At 71.2% G+C, this 18,727-nt stretch carries 17 protein-coding genes; 11 read left to right on the top strand and 6 right to left on the bottom strand.

The genetic code is table 11. The annotated features are described in order from the left end of the window. The 4 genes from ACFWN1_RS12360 to ACFWN1_RS12345 form a co-directional block, all read right to left on the bottom strand. Positions 1-927: amino acid ABC transporter permease (locus ACFWN1_RS12360; RefSeq protein WP_384360350.1), on the bottom strand; the 927-nt coding region annotated here is incomplete at its 3' end. Continuing rightward, complete coding sequence (locus tag ACFWN1_RS12355; protein ID WP_384360348.1) at positions 924-1,571, bottom strand: amino acid ABC transporter permease; 648 nt, start codon at positions 1,569-1,571, stop codon at positions 924-926. The genes ACFWN1_RS12355 and ACFWN1_RS12360, both read right to left, overlap by 4 nt. Positions 1,572-1,727: 156 nt before the next feature. Next, positions 1,728-2,645, bottom strand: coding sequence for a transporter substrate-binding domain-containing protein (locus tag ACFWN1_RS12350; protein ID WP_384360346.1), 918 nt, complete (start codon positions 2,643-2,645; stop codon positions 1,728-1,730). Between the two features lie 89 nt (positions 2,646-2,734). Continuing rightward, a complete protein-coding gene (locus tag ACFWN1_RS12345) occupies positions 2,735-3,511 on the bottom strand; it encodes an amino acid ABC transporter ATP-binding protein (protein ID WP_384360344.1) in 777 nt (258 codons plus the stop codon). Positions 3,512-3,803: 292 nt separating this feature from the next. On the opposite strand from ACFWN1_RS12345, the gene ACFWN1_RS12340 reads away from it, so the two are divergent. Both ACFWN1_RS12340 and ACFWN1_RS12335 read left to right on the top strand, forming a co-directional pair. After that, on the top strand, positions 3,804-4,493 hold the full coding sequence (locus tag ACFWN1_RS12340; protein WP_384360342.1) for a response regulator transcription factor: 690 nt from the start codon (positions 3,804-3,806) through the stop codon (positions 4,491-4,493). A 9-nt stretch (positions 4,494-4,502) separates the two neighbouring features. Beyond that, complete coding sequence (locus ACFWN1_RS12335) at positions 4,503-5,936, top strand: ATP-binding protein (protein ID WP_384360340.1); 1,434 nt, start codon at positions 4,503-4,505, stop codon at positions 5,934-5,936. Here the strand turns inward: ACFWN1_RS12335 and ACFWN1_RS12330 are convergent. Then, a complete protein-coding gene (locus ACFWN1_RS12330; RefSeq protein WP_384360338.1) occupies positions 5,915-6,931 on the bottom strand; it encodes a TAXI family TRAP transporter solute-binding subunit in 1,017 nt (338 codons plus the stop codon). The two genes, ACFWN1_RS12335 and ACFWN1_RS12330, sit on opposite strands and share 22 nt — an antisense overlap. A gap of 121 nt (positions 6,932-7,052) precedes the next feature. Between ACFWN1_RS12330 and ACFWN1_RS12325 the strand changes: the two genes are divergently transcribed. From ACFWN1_RS12325 to ACFWN1_RS12315, 3 genes are all read left to right on the top strand, one after another. Further along, positions 7,053-7,457, top strand: coding sequence for a MazG nucleotide pyrophosphohydrolase domain-containing protein (locus tag ACFWN1_RS12325; RefSeq protein ID WP_384360336.1), 405 nt, complete (start codon positions 7,053-7,055; stop codon positions 7,455-7,457). A gap of 77 nt (positions 7,458-7,534) precedes the next feature. After that, a complete protein-coding gene (gene miaB, locus ACFWN1_RS12320) occupies positions 7,535-9,061 on the top strand; it encodes a tRNA (N6-isopentenyl adenosine(37)-C2)-methylthiotransferase MiaB (RefSeq protein ID WP_384360334.1) in 1,527 nt (508 codons plus the stop codon). 71 nt (positions 9,062-9,132) lie between these two features. Beyond that, positions 9,133-9,834, top strand: a complete 702-nt coding sequence (locus tag ACFWN1_RS12315; RefSeq protein WP_384360332.1) for a class III extradiol dioxygenase subunit B-like domain-containing protein — start codon at positions 9,133-9,135, stop codon at positions 9,832-9,834. Between the two features lie 121 nt (positions 9,835-9,955). Here ACFWN1_RS12315 and ACFWN1_RS12310 read toward each other — a convergent pair whose 3' ends face one another. Next, positions 9,956-10,222: an antitoxin gene (locus ACFWN1_RS12310; protein ID WP_384360330.1), complete on the bottom strand. Its 267-nt coding sequence runs from the start codon at positions 10,220-10,222 to the stop codon at positions 9,956-9,958. A gap of 180 nt (positions 10,223-10,402) precedes the next feature. On the opposite strand from ACFWN1_RS12310, the gene miaA reads away from it, so the two are divergent. From miaA to hflX, 6 genes are all read left to right on the top strand, one after another. Continuing rightward, positions 10,403-11,341, top strand: a complete 939-nt coding sequence (miaA, locus tag ACFWN1_RS12305) for a tRNA (adenosine(37)-N6)-dimethylallyltransferase MiaA (protein ID WP_384360328.1) — start codon at positions 10,403-10,405, stop codon at positions 11,339-11,341. 107 nt (positions 11,342-11,448) lie between these two features. Beyond that, complete coding sequence (locus ACFWN1_RS12300; RefSeq protein ID WP_384360352.1) at positions 11,449-11,949, top strand: hypothetical protein; 501 nt, start codon at positions 11,449-11,451, stop codon at positions 11,947-11,949. Between the two features lie 71 nt (positions 11,950-12,020). Beyond that, positions 12,021-12,902, top strand: coding sequence for a diaminopimelate epimerase (gene dapF / locus ACFWN1_RS12295; protein ID WP_384360326.1), 882 nt, complete (start codon positions 12,021-12,023; stop codon positions 12,900-12,902). 284 nt (positions 12,903-13,186) lie between these two features. After that, positions 13,187-15,340: a RelA/SpoT family protein gene (locus ACFWN1_RS12290; protein WP_384360324.1), complete on the top strand. Its 2,154-nt coding sequence runs from the start codon at positions 13,187-13,189 to the stop codon at positions 15,338-15,340. Positions 15,341-15,469: 129 nt separating this feature from the next. Then, positions 15,470-16,978, top strand: a complete 1,509-nt coding sequence (locus tag ACFWN1_RS12285) for a M1 family metallopeptidase (protein ID WP_384360322.1) — start codon at positions 15,470-15,472, stop codon at positions 16,976-16,978. A 190-nt stretch (positions 16,979-17,168) separates the two neighbouring features. Then, positions 17,169-18,662, top strand: coding sequence for a GTPase HflX (gene hflX, locus ACFWN1_RS12280; protein WP_384360320.1), 1,494 nt, complete (start codon positions 17,169-17,171; stop codon positions 18,660-18,662). The last annotated feature ends 65 nt before the right edge of the window (positions 18,663-18,727 follow it).

Here is an 18,727-nt window from a genome sequence, read left to right as displayed (position 1 = left end):
CTTCACGGGGCGGGCGGCGACGGTGCCGTCGTCGGGGGTGTCTGGCACCTCCGGCGGCTCGTCGGCCCCCGCCGCCGAGGCCACGGCGATGCCGGTCTTCGCCCGGCGGCCACGCCGCTCGAGCCAGGTCGCCACCGAGGAGAGCGCGAGACACATCGTGATGTAGATCGCCCCGGCCACGATGGTGACCGCCGTGAACGGGTTCTCCCCGTTGACGATGATGTTGGTGGCCATCTTCCGGGTGGCGTACAGGAGTTCGGTGTACGTGATGATGTAGCCGAGCGAGGTGTCCTTCAGCGTGACCACGAGCTGGCTGATCACCGTAGGCAGCATCGAGCGCACCGCCTGCGGCAGCAGCAGCGTCGTCATCACCTGGTGCTTGCGGAGACCGAGCGCGTACGCCGCCTCGACCTGTCCCCGGGGCACGGCGTTGATGCCCGCGCGGAACACCTCGGCCTGGACAGTGCCGTTGTAGACGGTCAGGCCGATGACCAGACCCCAGAAGGCGGCGTTGTCGCCCACCACGCCGAGGTCGGTCTTGTAGGTGAGGAAGACGACCCACAGGGCGTAGATGGTGATGAGGAGAGGCACGGCGCGGAACAGCTCGATGAATCCGGTGGCGAACCAGCGGACCGGCCGGTGGTCGGACACGCGTGCCACGGCGAGCAGCAGGCCCAGCACCAGGGACAGGACTCCGGCCACCGCGAAGACCTTGAGCGTGGTCAGGATGCCGTCGCGAATGTTGGTGCGGACGCCCGCGTTGTTGAAGATGTTCCAGACGTTCGGGTCCAGCTGGCCCTTCACGTCCAGCCGGTGGACGACGAAGACGAGCAGGGCCACCAGCGCCAGCGAACCCAGCACCGTGAGGAAACGGTTGCGGACCCGGGCCCTGGGACCGGGCGTGTCGAACAGAACGCTCGAACTCATCGCGCGACCCCCAGACGCCTCTCCAGCAGCCGGAACAGGCCGCTGATCGAGAAAGTGATGACGAGGTAGCCCAGGGCCACCCACACGAAGATCCAGGTGATGGCGTACCCCTGGTCACTGAGGAGCTTCTGCACCCCGAACAGCTCGGTCACGCTGAACGCGCCCGCGATCGCCGAGTTCTTGGTGAGCGCGATGAAGATCGAACTCAGGGGGGCGATCACGGTCCGGGTGGCCTGCGGGAGGACTATCAGCCGCAGTGTCTGGACGAAACTCATGCCGAGCGAGCGGGCGGCTTCCGCCTGCCCCAGCGGCACCGTGTTGATACCCGACCGCACCGCCTCGCAGACGAAGGCCGACGTGTAGAAGCCGAGGGCGAGCAGCGCCTTGGTCCACGGGCTCATACCCGGTACGAACACCACCGGGACCACGAACCAGGCGATGAGGAAGAGCAGCGTCAGGGGTGTGTTGCGGAAGAGCGTGACCCACGCGGTGCCGAACACGCGCAGGGGCGGAACGGGAGAGACGCGGAAACCGGCGATGATGACACCCAGCACCATCGCGAGGAGTCCGCTGGCGAGTGTCAGCAGAACAGTGCCGATGAACCCCTCGCGGAACTCCGCGAGATGGTCGACCAATATGTTCACGGGGAGGTCCTCGTGGCGGTGTACGGGCAGGGAAGGCCGCGGCCGGGACGGTACGGCCGGCCCGGACCCGTCGGCGCCGCGTCCTCACGGACTCGAAGCGCCGGGCCGGCGACTGCCCTGCCCGGCGCTTCGACGCGGCGATGTGTCAGCGGTGCGTCAGTAGCGCTCGGTGGCCGGCGGCGCCGTGTACGAGGAGCCGGACAGACCGAGCGTCGCGTCGTACGCCTTCTTGTAGTCGCCGTTCTTCTCGTGCTTCTCCAGCGCGTCGTTCACCGCGTCGCGCAGGGCCTTGTCGTCCTTGTTCATGCCCACGCCGTACGGCTCCTTGGTGAACGGCTTGCCGACCACCTGGAGCTTGGTCGGGCGCTGCGCGGCGTAGCCCTTGAGGATCGCGTCGTCGGTGGTGACGGCGTCGACCTCGTTGTTCAGCAACTGCTGCACGCACTCGGAGTACTTCGACAGCTCCACGGTCTTCGCACCGTACTTGGGCTTCTTGATCTCCTGGAGCGGAGTGGAACCCTTGATGGAGCAGACCGTCTTGCCCTTGAGCGAGTCGGCGCCGGTGATGGCCTTGTCCCCCTTGCGGACCAGGAGGTCCGCGCCGGCGAGGAAGTACGGGCCCGCGAAGCCGACCAGCTGCTTGCGCTTGTCGTTGATCGTGTAGGTGCCGACGTACAGGTCCACCTCGCCCTTGGAGATGGTCGTCTCCCGAACGTTGGAGTCCACCGTCTTGAACTCGAGCTGCTCGGGCTTGAATCCGAGGTCGGCGGCGACCATCTTGGCGATCTCGATGTCGAAGCCGGACCGCTTGCCGGTCGTGTCCTCGAAGCCGAGGTACGGCTGGTCGTTCTTGGCACCGATGACGAGCTTGCCGGCCTTCTGCGCCCTCTTGAGGGTGGCGGAGTCGATCTTCACGTCCGTGGCCACGGCATAGGACGGGAGCTTCGCGGCCGCCGCGCCGCTGTCTCCTCCGGACGGCTTGTCACCGGCGTTGCCGGACTCTCCGCCGCAGGCGGTCATGGCCAGCGCGAGGGTGGCGAGGACCGCCACGGAGGCGGACTTGCGGAACTTCATGAGGACATCCTTCGAATCGGCGGAGTCCGCCTTGCACAGGCGGGGAGACGCGGGCACGGGCAGGCGCAGACGCGGCCCGTGCGGCGGAGTCAGTGGTGAAGGATCTTCGACAGGAAGTCCTTGGCCCGGTCGCTGCGGGGGTGGCTGAAGAACTGTTCGGGGGCGGCCTGTTCGACGATCCGGCCGTCCGCCATGAAGACCACGCGGTTCGCGGCCGAGCGGGCGAAGCCCATCTCGTGGGTGACGACGACCATCGTCATCCCCTCGCGGGCCAGCTGCTGCATGACCTCGAGGACCTCGTTGATCATCTCGGGGTCGAGGGCCGAGGTGGGCTCGTCGAAGAGCATCACCTTCGGGCCCATCGCCAGCGCCCGAGCGATGGCGACACGCTGCTGCTGGCCACCGGACAGCTGCGCCGGGTACTTGTCGGCCTGGCTGCCGACGCCGACCCGGTCGAGCAGGGCGCGCGCCTGCTCCTCGGCCTTCTTCTTGTCCGTCCCGCGGACCTTGAGCTGACCCAGCATCACGTTCTCGAGCACGGTCTTGTGCGCAAAGAGGTTGAAGGACTGGAACACCATTCCGACGTCAGCCCGCAGCCGGGCCAGCGCCTTGCCCTCCTGGGGCAGCGGCTTGCCGTCGATGGTGATGCTGCCGGAGTCGATCGTCTCCAGGCGGTTGATGGTGCGACACAGGGTCGACTTGCCTGATCCGGAGGGTCCGATGACCACGACGACCTCACCGCGGCCGATCGTCAGGTCGATCTCCTGGAGCACATGCAAGGCGCCGAAGTGCTTGTTGACGCTCTTCAGGACGACCAGGTCGTCGGACGCGGCCACGTCTTCCTCGGCCACCGCTACTTCGGTCATCGCTCTAGGGCTCCGTCCTCCTCGGTTTCCGGGGACAGTAGTGACGAACCTCCACCCACGTCACCACATCTGAGGTGAATCTGAGCATCACGATCCGATAGCAATCAAACACGTGTCGTAGCACTCGCCTTCGGCGCGCGTATCGGCCGGATAACGGAAGGCGCGGGCAACCGGAACGCTCTTGACGGCGTCGTCCTTCATCGGAGTCACTGCATGGTGCACGAGCGCGCCTCATCGGTACGCACGTGAGAAGAACCCAGACCGTACGACCGCTGAACCGGAGGGGGCCGGGATGAGACTGCTGCTCGTCGAGGACGACAACCATGTCGCCGCGGCCCTCTCCGCGATCCTCGCCCGGCACGGCTTCGACGTCACCCATGCCCGCAGCGGGGAGGAGGCGCTCCAGGCGCTCGTCCCCGAGGGCCCCGGCTTCGGCGTGATCCTGCTCGACCTCGGCCTGCCCGACCAGGACGGCTACGAGGTCTGCGGCAAGATCCGCAAGCGCACCGGCACCCCGGTCATCATGGTCACCGCCCGCTCCGACATCCGCTCCCGCATCCACGGGCTCAACCTGGGCGCCGACGACTACGTCGTGAAGCCGTACGACACCGGTGAACTCCTCGCCCGCATCCACGCCGTCAGCCGCCGCACCGTCCCCGAGGACGCGGTGGCCGGCGACGACGGCGCCGCCCTGCTGCTCGGCACGCTCCGTATCGAACTGCCCACCCGGCAGGTCAGCGTCGCCGGGGCCAACGTCCCGCTGACCCGCAAGGAGTTCGACCTGCTCGCGCTGCTCGCCCAGCGACCCGGGGTGGTCTTCCGGCGGGAGCAGATCATCAGCGAGGTGTGGCGCACCAGTTGGGAAGGGACCGGGCGCACGCTGGAGGTGCATGTGGCGTCGCTGCGCGCCAAGCTGCGCATGCCCGCGCTGATCGAGACCGTGCGCGGGGTCGGCTACCGGCTCGTCGCCCCGGCCGGATAGCGGGGCCGGGTGCGCACTCGGCTGCTGCCGCTGCTCATCGTGCTGATGGCGGCCGTACTCCTCGCGCTCGGCGTGCCGCTCGCCGTCAGCGTGGCCGCCGCTCAGCAGCAGCGCGTCATCGTGGACCGCATAGACGACACCGCGCGCTTCGCCGCGCTCGCCCAGTTCGTCACCGATACCCCGAGCGGCGGCCGGACCACCGCCCCGGACGAACGCCTCCAGACCCTCCTCCGCGAGCTGGAGAGCTACCACGACGTCTACGACATCCGCGCCGGTGTCTTCTACAGCGACCGCTCCGCCATGGTCAATGCCCCAAGTGACTGGTTCGTACCGCAGGAGGGGGTGGTCCGGGCTGCCTTCGAGGAGGCGCTGCTCAGCCGTCGCAGTCACGACCCCGGCCAGGTGTGGCCCTGGCAGCGGACCCGGCTCGTGGTCGCCTCGCCCGTCATCCGGGACGGGGATGTGGTCGCGGTCGTCGTCACCGACTCGCCCACCGAGCGGATGCGATGGCGCGTCCTGCGCGGCTGGGCGATGATCGCGGCCGGGGAGATCGCGGCGATGCTGCTCGCGGTGGGTGCGGCGCTGCGGCTGACCGGCTGGGTGCTGAGGCCGGTGCGCATCCTGGACGCCACCACCCACGACATCGCCACCGGACGGCTGAAGTCGCGCGTCGCGGTCGGCGGCGGGCCGCCCGAACTGCGGCGGCTGGCCAAGTCGTTCAACGAGATGGCGGACAACGTCGAGGACGTGCTGGAGCAGCAGCGGGCCTTTGTCGCGGACGCTTCCCATCAGTTGCGCAACCCCCTCTCGGCGCTCTTGCTGCGGATCGAACTGCTCTCCCTCGAACTGCCCGAGGACAACGCGGAGATCGCCTCCGTGCGCACCGAGGGCAAGCGGCTGGCTCAGGTGCTGGACGATCTGCTCGACCTGGCGCTGGCCGAACACGCCGAGACCGAGGCCCGGCTGACCGACATCGGCGCGCTCGCGGAGGAGCGGGTCGCCGCCTGGACGCCGGCCGCCGGCGCCAAGGGCGTGCGGCTGGTGGGCGACTGCCCGCCCACGACCGCCTGGGCCGACGCGCTCTACCTGTCCAGCGCGCTGGACGCGGTGATCGACAACGCCGTCAAGTTCACCCCCGAGCACGGCACGGTCGAGGTCGGTGTCCTCGCGTGCGGTGACACCACCACCGTCCAGGTCACCGACACCGGGCCGGGCCTGACCGACGACGAACTGGAGCGGGTGGGCGACCGGTTCTGGCGCAGCGGCCGCCACCAGAACATCAAGGGCTCAGGTCTCGGCTTGTCCATCACCCGCGCCCTGCTCGCCGCGACGGGCTGCTCGATCGCCTACGGCCACCACGAGCCCGGGGGGCTGCGGGTCACGGTCACCCTGCCCCGGCACGCCCCCGTGCCCGGCCCGCGTCAGGGTTTGACCGAGCGGTAGTAGCGCCGGGCACCGATGTGCAGGGGGAGCGGGTCGGTGTAGACGGCGGTGCGCAGATCCACGCGCTGCGCGGAGTGCACATGCTTGCCTATCTCGTCCCGGCTCTTGATCACGATGCGGGTTATCCACTCCGTGAGCCTCGGGTCCAGGTCGGCGCGGGTCATCAGCAGGTTGGACACCGCGATGGTGGCCACCGTGGAACCGTGCTGCACCCGGGGATACGCCGACTCGGGCATGTTGGTGGGCCGGTAGTAGCGCGCCGCCTCCCCCTCGGCGTGTAACCGGGAGACGAGCTTTCCCTCTATCGGCACGAACCGGAATCCCGACTTGTCCGCCAGCTCCGTGAGCCCGCCGGTGGGCAGGCCGCCGGACCAGAAGAAGGCGTCGATGTCGTGGTCAGCCAGCATGTCCGGACCGGTGTCGATCCCGGCGGACACCGGCACGATGCCCTTCTCCGGGTCGATCCCGGCCGCCGTCAGCACGCCGTCCGCGATCAGCCGCACACCGGAGTTCGGCAGGCCGGTGGCGACCCGCTTGTCACGGAGGTCGGCGACGCTGTCGATGCCCGAGTCGGGCGCCACGACGATCTGCACATAGTCGTCGTAGAGCCGGGCCACCCCGCGCAGCCGGTGCTCGGCGGGGTGCGCCTGCTCGTACGTCTGCACCGCGTCGGCCGCCGCTATGGTGAAGTCCGCCTTCCCGGCCGCCACCCGCTGCACGTTCTCCTGCGAACCGGCGCTGCTCGTGAGCTTCACCGTCAGACCGGGCATGTCCTTCGCCAGCTCGTTGCGCAGGCGACGGCCGTACTCCTCGTACACCCCGCGGGTGCCGCCCGTGCTGAACACGATCGTCCCGCTCGGCGGCTTCTCGCCGAGCGGGGCCAGCCACCACAGCAGCAGACCCAGCACCACGACTCCCGCGCCCGACGCCCACAGCACGCGGCGCCGGCCGGGCAGCCTGGCGGAAATCTCGGTGAACGGGAACACCTTGGACATGCGGGCGATCCTGCCAGGCCGGAAGCGGGCCGACCAGGGCTGTGGACAACCCGGCGGCCAGGGCTCCGGCCGCCTGTGGACAACCGGCGGGGCTGTCGGAGTCGGCCGTTAGAGTCGCCGCATGAGCACTTCTCCGGCCCGCCTCGTCAGCGAGTTCCACCACGCCTTCGGTCTCGGCGCCCGCACCATACCCACCGAGATCGGTGCCGAACTGGCCGCGCACCGAGGGGAACTGCTCGCCGAGGAAGCCGCCGAGGCGGCCGAGGTGTCGGTCACCGGCCCGCTCGACCACCTCGCGCGGGAACTGGCGGACGTGGTGTACGTGGCCTACGGCACCGCGCTGGTCCACGGCATCGACCTCGACGAGGTGATCGCCGAGATCCACCGCGCCAACATGAGCAAGATCGGCCCCGAAGGCGAGATCGCCCGCCGCGAGGACGGCAAGGTCCTCAAGGGCGAGCACTACCGCGCCCCCGACGTCTCGGCCGTCCTGCGCCGCCAGGGCTGGACCCCCGCGGGGGACTGACCGGCCCCGCCGTGTCTCCGGCCACGAACCCCCCGAGCGGGGGCGGAGGGCCGCCAGGGACCGCCTACCCTTGACCCATGACCATCAGCAGCGACCGGAGCCCGGCAGTGGACGTTCGAGCAGCCAAGACGTACGAGGTGCGCACCTACGGGTGCCAGATGAACGTCCACGACTCCGAGCGATTGTCCGGGCTGCTGGAGGACGCCGGGTATGTCCGGGCGCCCGAGGGGGCGGACGGCGATGCCGACGTGGTCGTGTTCAACACCTGCGCGGTCCGGGAGAACGCCGACAACCGGCTCTACGGCAACCTCGGCCGGCTCGCGCCCCGCAAGGCGTCCCGCCCCGGTATGCAGATCGCGGTCGGCGGCTGCCTCGCGCAGAAGGACCGCGACACCATCGTGAAGCGGGCGCCGTGGGTGGACGTCGTCTTCGGCACGCACAACATCGGCAAGCTGCCCGTGCTGCTGGAGCGCGCCCGCGTGCAGGAGGAGGCGCAGGTCGAGATCGCCGAGTCGCTGGAGGCGTTCCCCTCCACCCTGCCGACCCGGCGCGAGAGCGCGTACGCGGCCTGGGTGTCGATCTCCGTCGGCTGCAACAACACCTGCACCTTCTGTATCGTCCCGGCGCTGCGCGGCAAGGAGAAGGACCGCAGGACCGGCGACATCCTCGCCGAGATCGAGGCGCTGGTCGCCGAGGGCGTCAGCGAGATCACCCTGCTCGGGCAGAACGTCAACGCCTACGGCTCCGACATCGGCGACCGCGAGGCGTTCAGCAAGCTGCTGCGCGCCTGCGGGACGATCGAGGGCCTGGAGCGCGTCCGCTTCACCTCGCCGCACCCCCGCGACTTCACCGACGACGTGATCGCCGCCATGGCCGAGACGCCGAACGCGATGCCGCAGCTGCACATGCCGCTCCAGTCCGGCTCGGACACCGTCCTGAAGGCGATGCGCCGCTCGTACCGGCATGAGCGCTACCTCGGGATCATCGAGAAGGTCCGCGCCGCCATCCCGCACGCGGCCATCACCACCGACATCATCGTGGGCTTCCCGGGCGAGACCGAGGAGGACTTCGAGCAGACCATGCACGTGGTCCGCGAGGCCCGGTTCGCCCAGGCGTTCACCTTCCAGTACTCCAAGCGCCCCGGCACCCCGGCCGCGACCATGGACGGCCAGATCCCCAAGGAGGTCGTGCAGGCCCGCTACGAGCGCCTCGTGGCCCTCCAGGACGAGATCTCCTGGGAGGAGAACAAGAAGCAGGTCGGCCGCACCCTGGACCTGATGGTCGCCGAGGGCGAGGGCCGCAAGGACGGTGCCACCCACCGTCTCTCCGGCCGCGCCCCCGACAACCGCCTGGTCCACTTCACCAAGCCGGACGAGGAGGTGCGGCCCGGCGACGTGGTCACCGTCGAGGTCACCTACGCCGCCCCGCATCACCTGCTCGCCGAGGGTCCCGTCCTCGCCGTGCGCCGCACGCGCGCGGGCGACGCCTGGGAGAAGCGCAACGCCGCCGAGCCCGCCGGGAAGGCCGGCGTCATGCTCGGCCTGCCGAAGATCGGTGTTCCCGCGCCGCTGCCCGCCGCCACGAGCGGCTGCGGCTGCGACTGAGCCGTTCGCACGCCGTACCGGCGGCCGAGGAGGCGTCCGGGCCACCGGTGCGGCGCGTTACGCTGCCGGTCATGCTTGTCGCGGTCGCCGTCTGCCCCTGCCCCCCGTTGCTCGTCCCCGAGGTCGCCGCCGGTGCCGCGCCCGAAATGGACGCCGTCCGGGCCGCCTGCGTGGACGCGCTCGGCGTACTCGCCGCCGCCCGCCCCGACCGCCTGGTGGTCATCGGCCCCGCCGAGCACGGCGGGCATTACCCGCAGGGCACGCCGGGCTCCTTCCGGAGCTTCGGTGTCGATCTCGACGTGACGCTCGGCCCCGGAGCCACCTCCGCCGCAGAGCTGCCCGCTTCCCTGGCCGTCGCCGCCTGGCTGCTGGAGCGGACCGGCTGGGCGGAAGCGCCGGCCGAGGGCGTGGCCGTGGACATGGCGCTCACGGCCGCCCGGTGCGCCGGGCTGGGCGCGGAGATCGCGGGCGGGAGCGACCGGATCGCCCTGCTGGTCATGGGCGACGGCAGCGCCTGCCGCTCACTCAAGGCCCCCGGCTACCTCGACGAACGCGCGGCCCCCTTCGACGCCGAGGCCGCCCGCGCGCTGGGGACCGCCGACCTGGCGGTCCTCGCCGCACTCGACGCCGGGCTCGCCGGTGAACTCCAGGCAGCGGGCCGCGCCCCCTGGCAGGTCCTCGCCGCGGCAGCCGAGGGCGCCGGGCTAGAGGGCACGCTGCTGTACGACGAGGCGCCGTACGGGGTCGGGTACCTGGTCGCCGCCTGGAGCTAGCCGGCTAGAAGGCCGATGAAGATCTTGATCCGGCCGCCCGACTCGCCCTGGAGTGCCAGTAAATGTCAATCGCCATGAACCGGTTCAAGACGGGCGCAATTTCAAGATCTTCAGGGCACTTCTAGCCGGCCGGCGGGGTCCGCGGCGGCGTCTGCGGACCGTTCGCGCCGGGCTTCCGGCCCTCCTGGCCGAGGCGGTCCACCGCTTCCTTGGCCTTGTCCGTACCGGCGTGGATCTTGTCGCTGTACTTGCCCCTGGTCCGCTCGTCGACCACGTGGGCGGCCTTGTCGATCCCGTCCTGCACCTTGTCACCGTGCTGCCGGGCCAGGTCCGTCACCTTGTCCTTGGCCGGGCCGAGCGCGGCCTTCACATTGTCGAACAGGCCCATGATCCACCTTCCGGAACAACCCGAATGCGCGTGATGCGTCGCTTGCCGGGACGGTACCCCTCCCCGAGGGGTGTCACACCACGCGCTCACCCGGACCGCACCCGTAACTCCTGCCCCCTCGATGGCACGGCTTCCCCCGTCGGCCACCGGGGGCGCCGGAACGTTTGCGAGACTGGTGCGGTGAGCAGTGCATCCCCCGCCCCCCGTGTCATCGCCGTCGTGGGCCCCACCGCGGCCGGAAAGTCCGACCTCGGCGTCTTCCTGGCCCAGCAGCTCGGCGGCGAGGTCATCAACGCCGACTCGATGCAGCTCTACCGGGGGATGGACATTGGCACCGCCAAGCTCACCCCCGGGGAACGCGGCGGAATCCCGCACCACCTCCTCGACATCTGGGACGTGAAGGTCGCCGCCTCGGTCGCCGAGTACCAGAAGCTGGCCCGCGCCCGCATCGACGCCCTGCTCGCCGAGGGCCGCTGGCCCGTCCTGGTCGGCGGCTCCGGACTCTACGTGCGCGGCGCCGTCGACAATCTGGAGTTCCCCGGCACCGACCCCGAGGTCCGGGCCCGCCTGGAGGGCGAGCTGGCCCTGCGCGGCCCCGGCGCCCTGCACGCCCGCCTGGCAGCCGCCGACCCCGACGCCGCCCGCGCCATCCTGCCCGGCAACGGGCGCCGCATCGTCCGGGCCCTTGAGGTCATCGAGATCACCGGCCAACCCTTCACCGCCAACCTCCCCGGCCACGACTCGGTCTACGACACCCTGCAGATCGGCGTCGACGTGGCCCGCCCCGAGCTGGACGAGCGCATCGCGCGCCGCGTCGACCGCATGTGGGAGGCCGGACTCGTGGACGAGGTGCGCGCGCTGGAGGCGCTGGGGCTGCGCGAGGGCCTTACCGCGTCCCGGGCGCTCGGCTATCAGCAGGTGCTCACCGCGCTCGCCGGGGAGTGCACCGAGGACGAGGCGCGCGCGGAGACCGTGCGCTCGACCAAGCGCTTCGCGCGCCGCCAGGACACCTGGTTCCGGCGCGACCCCAGGGTCCACTGGCTCAGCGGGGCCGTGGCGGACCGGGGGGAACTTCCGGGGCTGGCGCTGGCGTTGGTCGAACGACCGGTCACAGCCTGATCACGTCATGGCATCGGGATGCGCCACGGGTCAACCCGGCCTCCGGCGCCGTGCCATCATCGAGCTTCGATCGACCAGTGAAGTCCTAGTTGGGAGGGCGCGTGGCGATGGAGGCCGGCCCTCGTGACACCGCAGCAGGCACCGAGCACATCACCACCTACAGTGACGAGCCGGGCCTCGGCGACCCCCTGGCCGAGGACGGTCCGGACGACCTCCCCACCGTGGTCACCGCCGACGGGCCGACGCCCGAGGAGATGTTCACGGGCGGCCCCGAGGTCGAGGTCGAACTGCGTCCCCAGCGCAGGCTGCGCATCTGGCAGCTTGCGCCCATCGTGGGCCTGGCCGCGCTCGGCTCGCTGATGTTCGCCTTCCCGCTCGCCTTCGACTTCGGCGACAGCGGCGCGGTCATCGCCATGCTGGGCCTGCTGATCTGCTCCTGTGCCGCCGGCTGGGGCATGATGGCCGCCCGCCGCGTCGGCTACACCTGGCCGGGCCTGTCCCCACGCGGCTCCGGCCGGCGCGCCGACTGGCGCGTCGTGCTCTCCTACGCCCTGCTCGTGGGGGTCGTCGTCGTCCTCGCCGTATGGCGGGTCGCCCGGCTGCGCTAGCGCCCCCCGGCTGCCTTCCGGGCCTGCCGGGGCTTTCCGGGGATGTCCGACCCACCCCGTACGATCGAGGAATGAGCACGCGGATCGCATTCCTCAAGGGGCACGGCACCGAGAACGACTTCGTGATCGTGCCCGACCCCGAGAACGTCCTCGACCTGACACCCGCCGCCGTCGCCGCGCTCTGCGACCGCCGCGCGGGCATCGGCGGCGACGGGGTGCTGCACGTGGTGCGTTCCGCCGCGCATCCCGAGGCCCGGGACATGGCCGGCGAGGCCGAGTGGTTCATGGACTACCGCAACGGCGACGGCTCGGTCGCCGAGATGTGCGGCAACGGAGTGCGGGTGTTCGCGCGCTACCTCCAGCACGCTGGACATGTGGACGCGGGCGACCTCACCATCGCCACGCGCGGGGGCGTCAAGCGGGTCCACATCGCCAAGGACGAATCCGGTGCCGGAGAGGTGACCGTCGGCATGGGCCGGGCCCGCCTCCCCGAGGGAGAGGTCACGGTGAGCGTCGGCAAGCGCGGCTGGCCCGCGCGGAACGTGAACATGGGCAACCCGCACGCCGTCGCCTTCGTCGACGACCTCGGTCACGCCGGTGACCTCCGCACCGCGCCGCCGGTCGGCCCGGAGGGCGCCTACCCGGACGGGGTCAACGTGGAGTTCGTCGTCGACCGGGCCCCCCGGCACGTCGCCATGCGGGTGCACGAGCGCGGTTCCGGCGAGACCCGTTCGTGCGGCACCGGCGCGTGCGCGGTCGCCGTGGCCGCCGCCCGGCGCGACGACGCCGACCCGGCCGTCACCGGCATCCCGGCGACCTACACCGTGGACGTGCCCGGCGGCCGGCTGGTCATCACCGAGCGGCCGGACGGGGAGATCGAGTTGACGGGCGCGGCCGTGATCGTCGCCGAAGGCGAGATCGACGGCGAATGGCTGGAAAGGGCGGCCCGCTGACCCGGGCGGAATGCACCCCGGCTGCTCCGGACGCCGGGGACCAGCCGTTCTCCGACAGCGAGACCGTTCGACACCGCAGGCGACGGGAGGACACGTGGCGCAAACTCTAAACCTCCAAGCCGTCGCTCGAACGGGTGATCCGTTGCACGCTCGGCCAGAGGCGGTCGGTCGCACGTGACGGGCTCGATAGCATCAAGCACCGGCACGGACGGGGGAACGTCGCCAACCCTGAGCCGCGTACGCCCCTCGGGCCCCGTCCACCGGTCCACGAGCCGGAGGTGCCCATGAGTGCGGAGGCCACGAACCCTGCGACCCCAGGCCCGGTCGCGCCCCCGGCGCCCACGGTGGCCCGCAGGAAGTCCCGGCCGGGGATCGACCTGCGCAGGCTCGGCCGGGCCGCGCTGCTCGGCGCCGCCGTCCGGAGCAGGCTGCCCGACGCCATCGGGCACGTGGCCGAGGCCCACCGCGCCCACCACCCCGACGCCGACCTCGACCCGCTGCGCCGCGCCTACCTCCTGGCCGAGTCCTCCCACCGCGGCCAGATGCGCAAGAGCGGCGAGCCGTACATCACCCACCCCCTCGCGGTGACCCTGATCCTCGCCGAACTGGGCGCCGAGACCACCACCCTGACCGCCTCCCTCCTCCACGACACGGTCGAGGACACCGAGGTGACCCTCGACCAGGTCAGGGAGGAGTTCGGGGAGGAGGTCCGCTATCTCGTCGACGGCGTCACCAAGCTGGAGAAGGTCGACTACGGCGCCGCCGCCGAGCCGGAGACCTTCCGCAAGATGCTCGTCGCCACCGGCAACGACGTCCGCGTGATGTCGATCAAACTCGCCGACCGCCTGCACAACATGCGCACCCTCGGCGTGATGCGCCCCGAGAAGCAGGCGCGGATCGCCAAGGTCACCCACGACGTCCTCATCCCGCTCGCCGAACGCCTCGGTGTGCAGGCCCTGAAGACCGAGCTGGAGGACCTCGTCTTCGCCATCCTCCTCCCGGAGGAATACGCCCGCACCAGCGAACTCATCGCCGAGAACGCCGCAGGTGAGGACCCCCTCGCCGAGGTCGCCGACGAGGTGCGCGCCGTGCTGCGCGAGGCCGACATCCCGGCCGAAGTCCTCATCCGGCCCCGCCACTCCGTCTCCGTCCACCGCGTCTCCCGCAAGCGAGGCCCGCTGCGCGGCACCGACTTCGGCCGCCTGCTGGTGCTCGTGAACGAAGACGCGGACTGCTACGCCGTCCTGGGTGAGCTGCACACCTGTCTCACGCCGGTCGTCTCGGAGTTCAAGGACTTCATCGCCGTACCCAAGTTCAACCTCTACCAGTCGCTGCACACCGCCGTGGCCCGCCCGGACGGCCAGGTCGTCGAAGTCCTCATCCGCACCCACCGCATGCACCGGGCCGCCGAAGCGGGCGTGATCGCACTCGGCAACCCGTACACCCCGCCCGCCGAGGAGCAGGGCGTCGGCCTCGACGGCGAACGTGCCGACCCCACCCGCCCCGGCTGGCTCTCCCGCCTCCTCGACTGGCAGCAAGCCGCCCCCGACCCGGACACCTTCTGGTCCACCCTGCGCGACGACCTCGCCCAGGACCGGGAGATCACCGTGGTCCGGCCCGACGGCGGCACCCTGGGCCTGCCCGAGGGCGCCACCTGCGTGGACGCCGCCTACGCGCAGTACGGCGAGGACGCCCACGCCTGCATCGGCGCCCGCGTCAACGGCCGCCTGGCCGCTCTCGGCACCGTCCTGAGCGACGGCGACACCGTCCAGTTGCTCATGGGCCAGGACCCGGCCTCCGAACCCTCCCGCGAATGGCTGGAGCACGCCCAGACCCCCACCGCGCGCATCGCCATCCAGCGCTGGCTCACGGCCCACCCCGGCGCCGACACCCGCCCCCCGGAAACCGCGGACACCGCGGGCAGCGCGGACAACGCGGAAGGCCAGGGCGAACCCCGTCCGGCCGCCGGCGCCCCCGCCGCGCGCCCCCGGGGCGCGGACGTCCTGCTGGACGAGCCCGGCGGCTCGGTGCGCCTGGCCGGCTGCTGTACCCCCGTGCCGCCCGACGACATCGTCGGTTTCGCGGTGCGCGGGGGAGCGGTGACCGTGCACCGGGTGGAGTGCTCCATGGTCGACGACATGAAGAACCGGGGGCGCGCGGAGATCGCCGTGCGCTGGGGGGACACCGCCGCGTGCCGGGTCACCCTGGTCGCCGAATCGTTCAGCCGTCCCCATCTGCTCGCCGACCTGACCGAGGTGATCGCGCTGGAGGGCGCCGGGATCGTCTCCGCCACCGTGGAATCCCCCAACCAGCAGCGGGTCCGGCACACCTACACCCTCCAGCTCCCCGACGCCGCCGAACTGCCCGCCCTGATGCGCGCGATGCGTGACGTACCGGGCGTGTACGACGTGAGCCGGGTCCGGGCGCCCGCCGCCTGACCGACGGCGCGGACCCGCCGCCCGAACCCGGCCCGGAACCGGCACCGGTCCGCCGCAGGACCGACCCGATCGGGTGGTCCCGTCGCGCGCCGTCACCGCCCGGCGGCGACACGCTGGTAGCGGTGGGGCATGCTGCTCACTCGCCCCACGCGCCCCCACCCCGTACGCCGGTCCCTCCGGCGTCCGAAGGCGGCGCTGCTCGCCTCGGCCGTCACGGTCTGCCTCGTCGCCGCCGGAGCCCCCGCCGAACCGCTGGGCGTCGGCGACCGGATCTACCCGGAGCTGGGCAACCCCGGCTACGACGTGGCCGCGTACGACCTCGCCTTCACCTATCCCGGCAGCAACGACAAGCCGCTCAGGGCAGTCACGACCATCGACGCCCGGCTCACCAGCTCCCTGCGGCGGATCAACCTCGACTTCGCGCACGGCACCGTCCAGTCCGTCCAGGTGGACGGGCGTGAGGCCGCCTTCACGAGCGCCGGCGAGGATCTCGTCGTCACCCCGGACCACGCGCTGCCGCTCGGCAGCCTGACCCGGATCACCGTGCGGCACACCAGCGACCCCGTCGCCGCCCACGACCGGGACGGCGGCTGGGTGCGGACCACCGACGGGCTCGCCATGGCCAACCAGGCCGACGCCGCGCACCTGGTCTTCCCGTGCAACGACCATCCGTCCGACAAGGCGATGTTCACCTTCCACATCACCGCCCCGAACGACTACACGGCCGTCGCCAACGGCCTGCCGGCCGGCGCGGTCAGGACGGGCGGCTCCACCACCTGGAGCTACCGCTCCCGGCACCCCATGGCCACCGAACTCGCCCAGGTGTCCATCGGCCACTCCGCCGTCGTCCGGCGCACCGGCCCGCACGGGCTGCCGCTGCGCGACGTGGTGCCCGCCGCCGACAAGAAGGAGGTGGAGCCCTGGCTCGCGAAGACGCCGGACCAGATCGCCTGGATGGAGAGCAAGATCGGCCCGTACCCGTTCGAGACCTACGGTGTGCTGATGGCGCGGGCCAGCACCGGGTTCGAGCTGGAGACGCAGACCCTGTCGCTGTTCGAGAAGGACATCTTCACCGAGCCCGCCTACCCCAAGTGGTACATCGAGTCGGTCATGGTCCACGAGCTGTCCCACCAGTGGTTCGGCGACAGCGTCAGCCCCCGCACCTGGTCCGACGTCTGGCTGAACGAAGGACACGCCACCTGGTACGAGGCCCTCTACGCCGAGGAGAAGGGTGACCACCCGCTGCGCGACCGCATGAAGGCCGCCTACGGCGCCTCCGACCGCTGGCGCGCCGCCGGCGGACCGCCCGCCCGGCCCAAGCCGCCCGCCCCCGGCCAGAAGATCGGCATCTTCCGCTCCAACATCTACGACGGCGCGGCCCTGGTGCTCTTCGCCCTGCGCCAGGAGATCGGCAAGGACGCCTTCGCACGCCTGGAGAAGGTGTGGGTCCAGCAGAACCGGGACACCAGCGTCGGCACCGCCGACTTCGTCCGCCTCGCCTCCGCGATCGGCGGCCGCGACCTGACCGGCTTCTTCCAGGACTGGCTGTACGGCGAGAAGACCCCGCCCATGCCCGGCCATCCGGACTGGAAGCAGGTACCGCCCCCCACGCCCGCCGGCCGGGCCAGGAAGAGCTGACCCCGGGCGCCACGGGGGATAACCCGATGACGGAGCGCTCCGCGCCGTGCGACCATCTTCCGGTCGGCGCGGCGCGGCGCACGGGAATCTCCCAAGCAACCCGCGCGTTGTCCCTGACGAACACCGGTCTCCCGCCGACCTCCCGGTCGTCCGACCGCCGGACCGGTCCCTCCCTCGACGTAAGGAACCAATGACCTCCTCCTCTTCTTCCCCTTCACAGGACGCCAAGCGCCTCGCGCACGCCTACCCCGAAGGTCTTCGGGCCGATGCCCTGATGGAAGAGGACGTCGCCTGGAAGCACGACATCGACGGCGAGCGTGACGGCGACCAGTTCGACCGCTCCGAGCGCGCGGCCCTGCGCCGTGTCGCGGGGCTGTCCACCGAGCTGGAGGACGTCACCGAGGTCGAGTACCGCCAGCTCCGCCTGGAGCGGGTCGTGCTCGTCGGAGTGTGGACCACCGGCACCGCCCAGGACGCGGACAACTCCCTCGCGGAGCTGGCCGCCCTCGCGGAGACGGCCGGCGCCCTCGTGCTCGACGGCGTGATCCAGCGCCGCGACAAGCCCGACGCGGCCACCTACATCGGCTCCGGCAAGGCCCTTGAGCTGCGCGACGTGGTGCTGGAGACCGGCGCGGACACCGTCATCTGCGACGGAGAACTGAGCCCCGGCCAGCTGATCCAGCTGGAGGACGTCGTCAAGGTCAAGGTCATCGACCGTACGGCCCTGATCCTCGACATCTTCGCCCAGCACGCCAAGTCCCGGGAGGGCAAGGCGCAGGTCGCGCTCGCGCAGATGCAGTACATGCTGCCGCGACTGCGCGGCTGGGGTCAGTCGCTGTCCCGGCAGATGGGTGGCGGCCGCGGTGGCCTGGCCACGCGTGGTCCCGGTGAGACCAAGATCGAGACGGACCGGCGCCGTATCCGCGAGAAGATGGCGAAGATGCGCCGGGAGATCGCGGAGATGAAGACCGGCCGCGAGATCAAGCGCCAGGAGCGCCGCCGCAACAAGGTGCCCTCCGTCGCCATCGCCGGCTACACCAACGCCGGCAAGTCCTCCCTGCTCAACCGCCTCACGGGCGCGGGCGTCCTGGTGGAGAACGCCCTGTTCGCCACCCTCGACCCCACCGTCCGCCGTGCGGAGACCCCGGGCGGCCGGCTGTACACGCTGGCCGACACCGTGGGCTTCGTCCGGCACCTGCCGCACCACCTGGTCGAGGCGTTCCGCTCCACCATGGAGGAGGTCGGCGACTCCGACCTCATCCTGCACGTGGTGGACGGTTCGCACCCCGTCCCGGAGGAGCAGCTCGCCGCCGTGCGCGAGGTGATCCGGGAGGTCGGCGCGACCGGCGTGCCCGAGATCGTCGTGATCAACAAGGCGGACGCGGCCGACCCGCTGGTCCTCCAGCGGCTGCTGCGGGTCGAGAAGCGGTCCATCGCCGTCTCGGCGCGCACCGGCCTGGGACTGGAGGAACTGCTCGCCCTGATCGACGACGAGCTGCCCCGCCCCTCGGTCGAGATCGAGGCGCTCGTGCCGTACACCCAGGGCAAGCTGGTCGCCCGCGCCCACACCGAGGGCGAGGTGCTCTCCGAGGAGCACACCGCCGAGGGCACCCTGATCAAGGTCCGGGTGCACGCGGAGCTGGCCGCCGACCTTGCCCCGTACACACCGGCCGCGACCGCCTGACCGGCGGTTCCACCGCAGCGCGCAGAGGCCCGCCGTCCCCTTCGGGGGGCGGCGGGCCTTCGTCA

Origin of the sequence: Streptomyces sp. NPDC058459, from assembly GCF_042721685.1 — a bacterium.
GTDB lineage: Bacteria > Actinomycetota > Actinomycetes > Streptomycetales > Streptomycetaceae > Streptomyces.
This window is presented reverse-complemented; position numbering and strand designations above follow the sequence as displayed.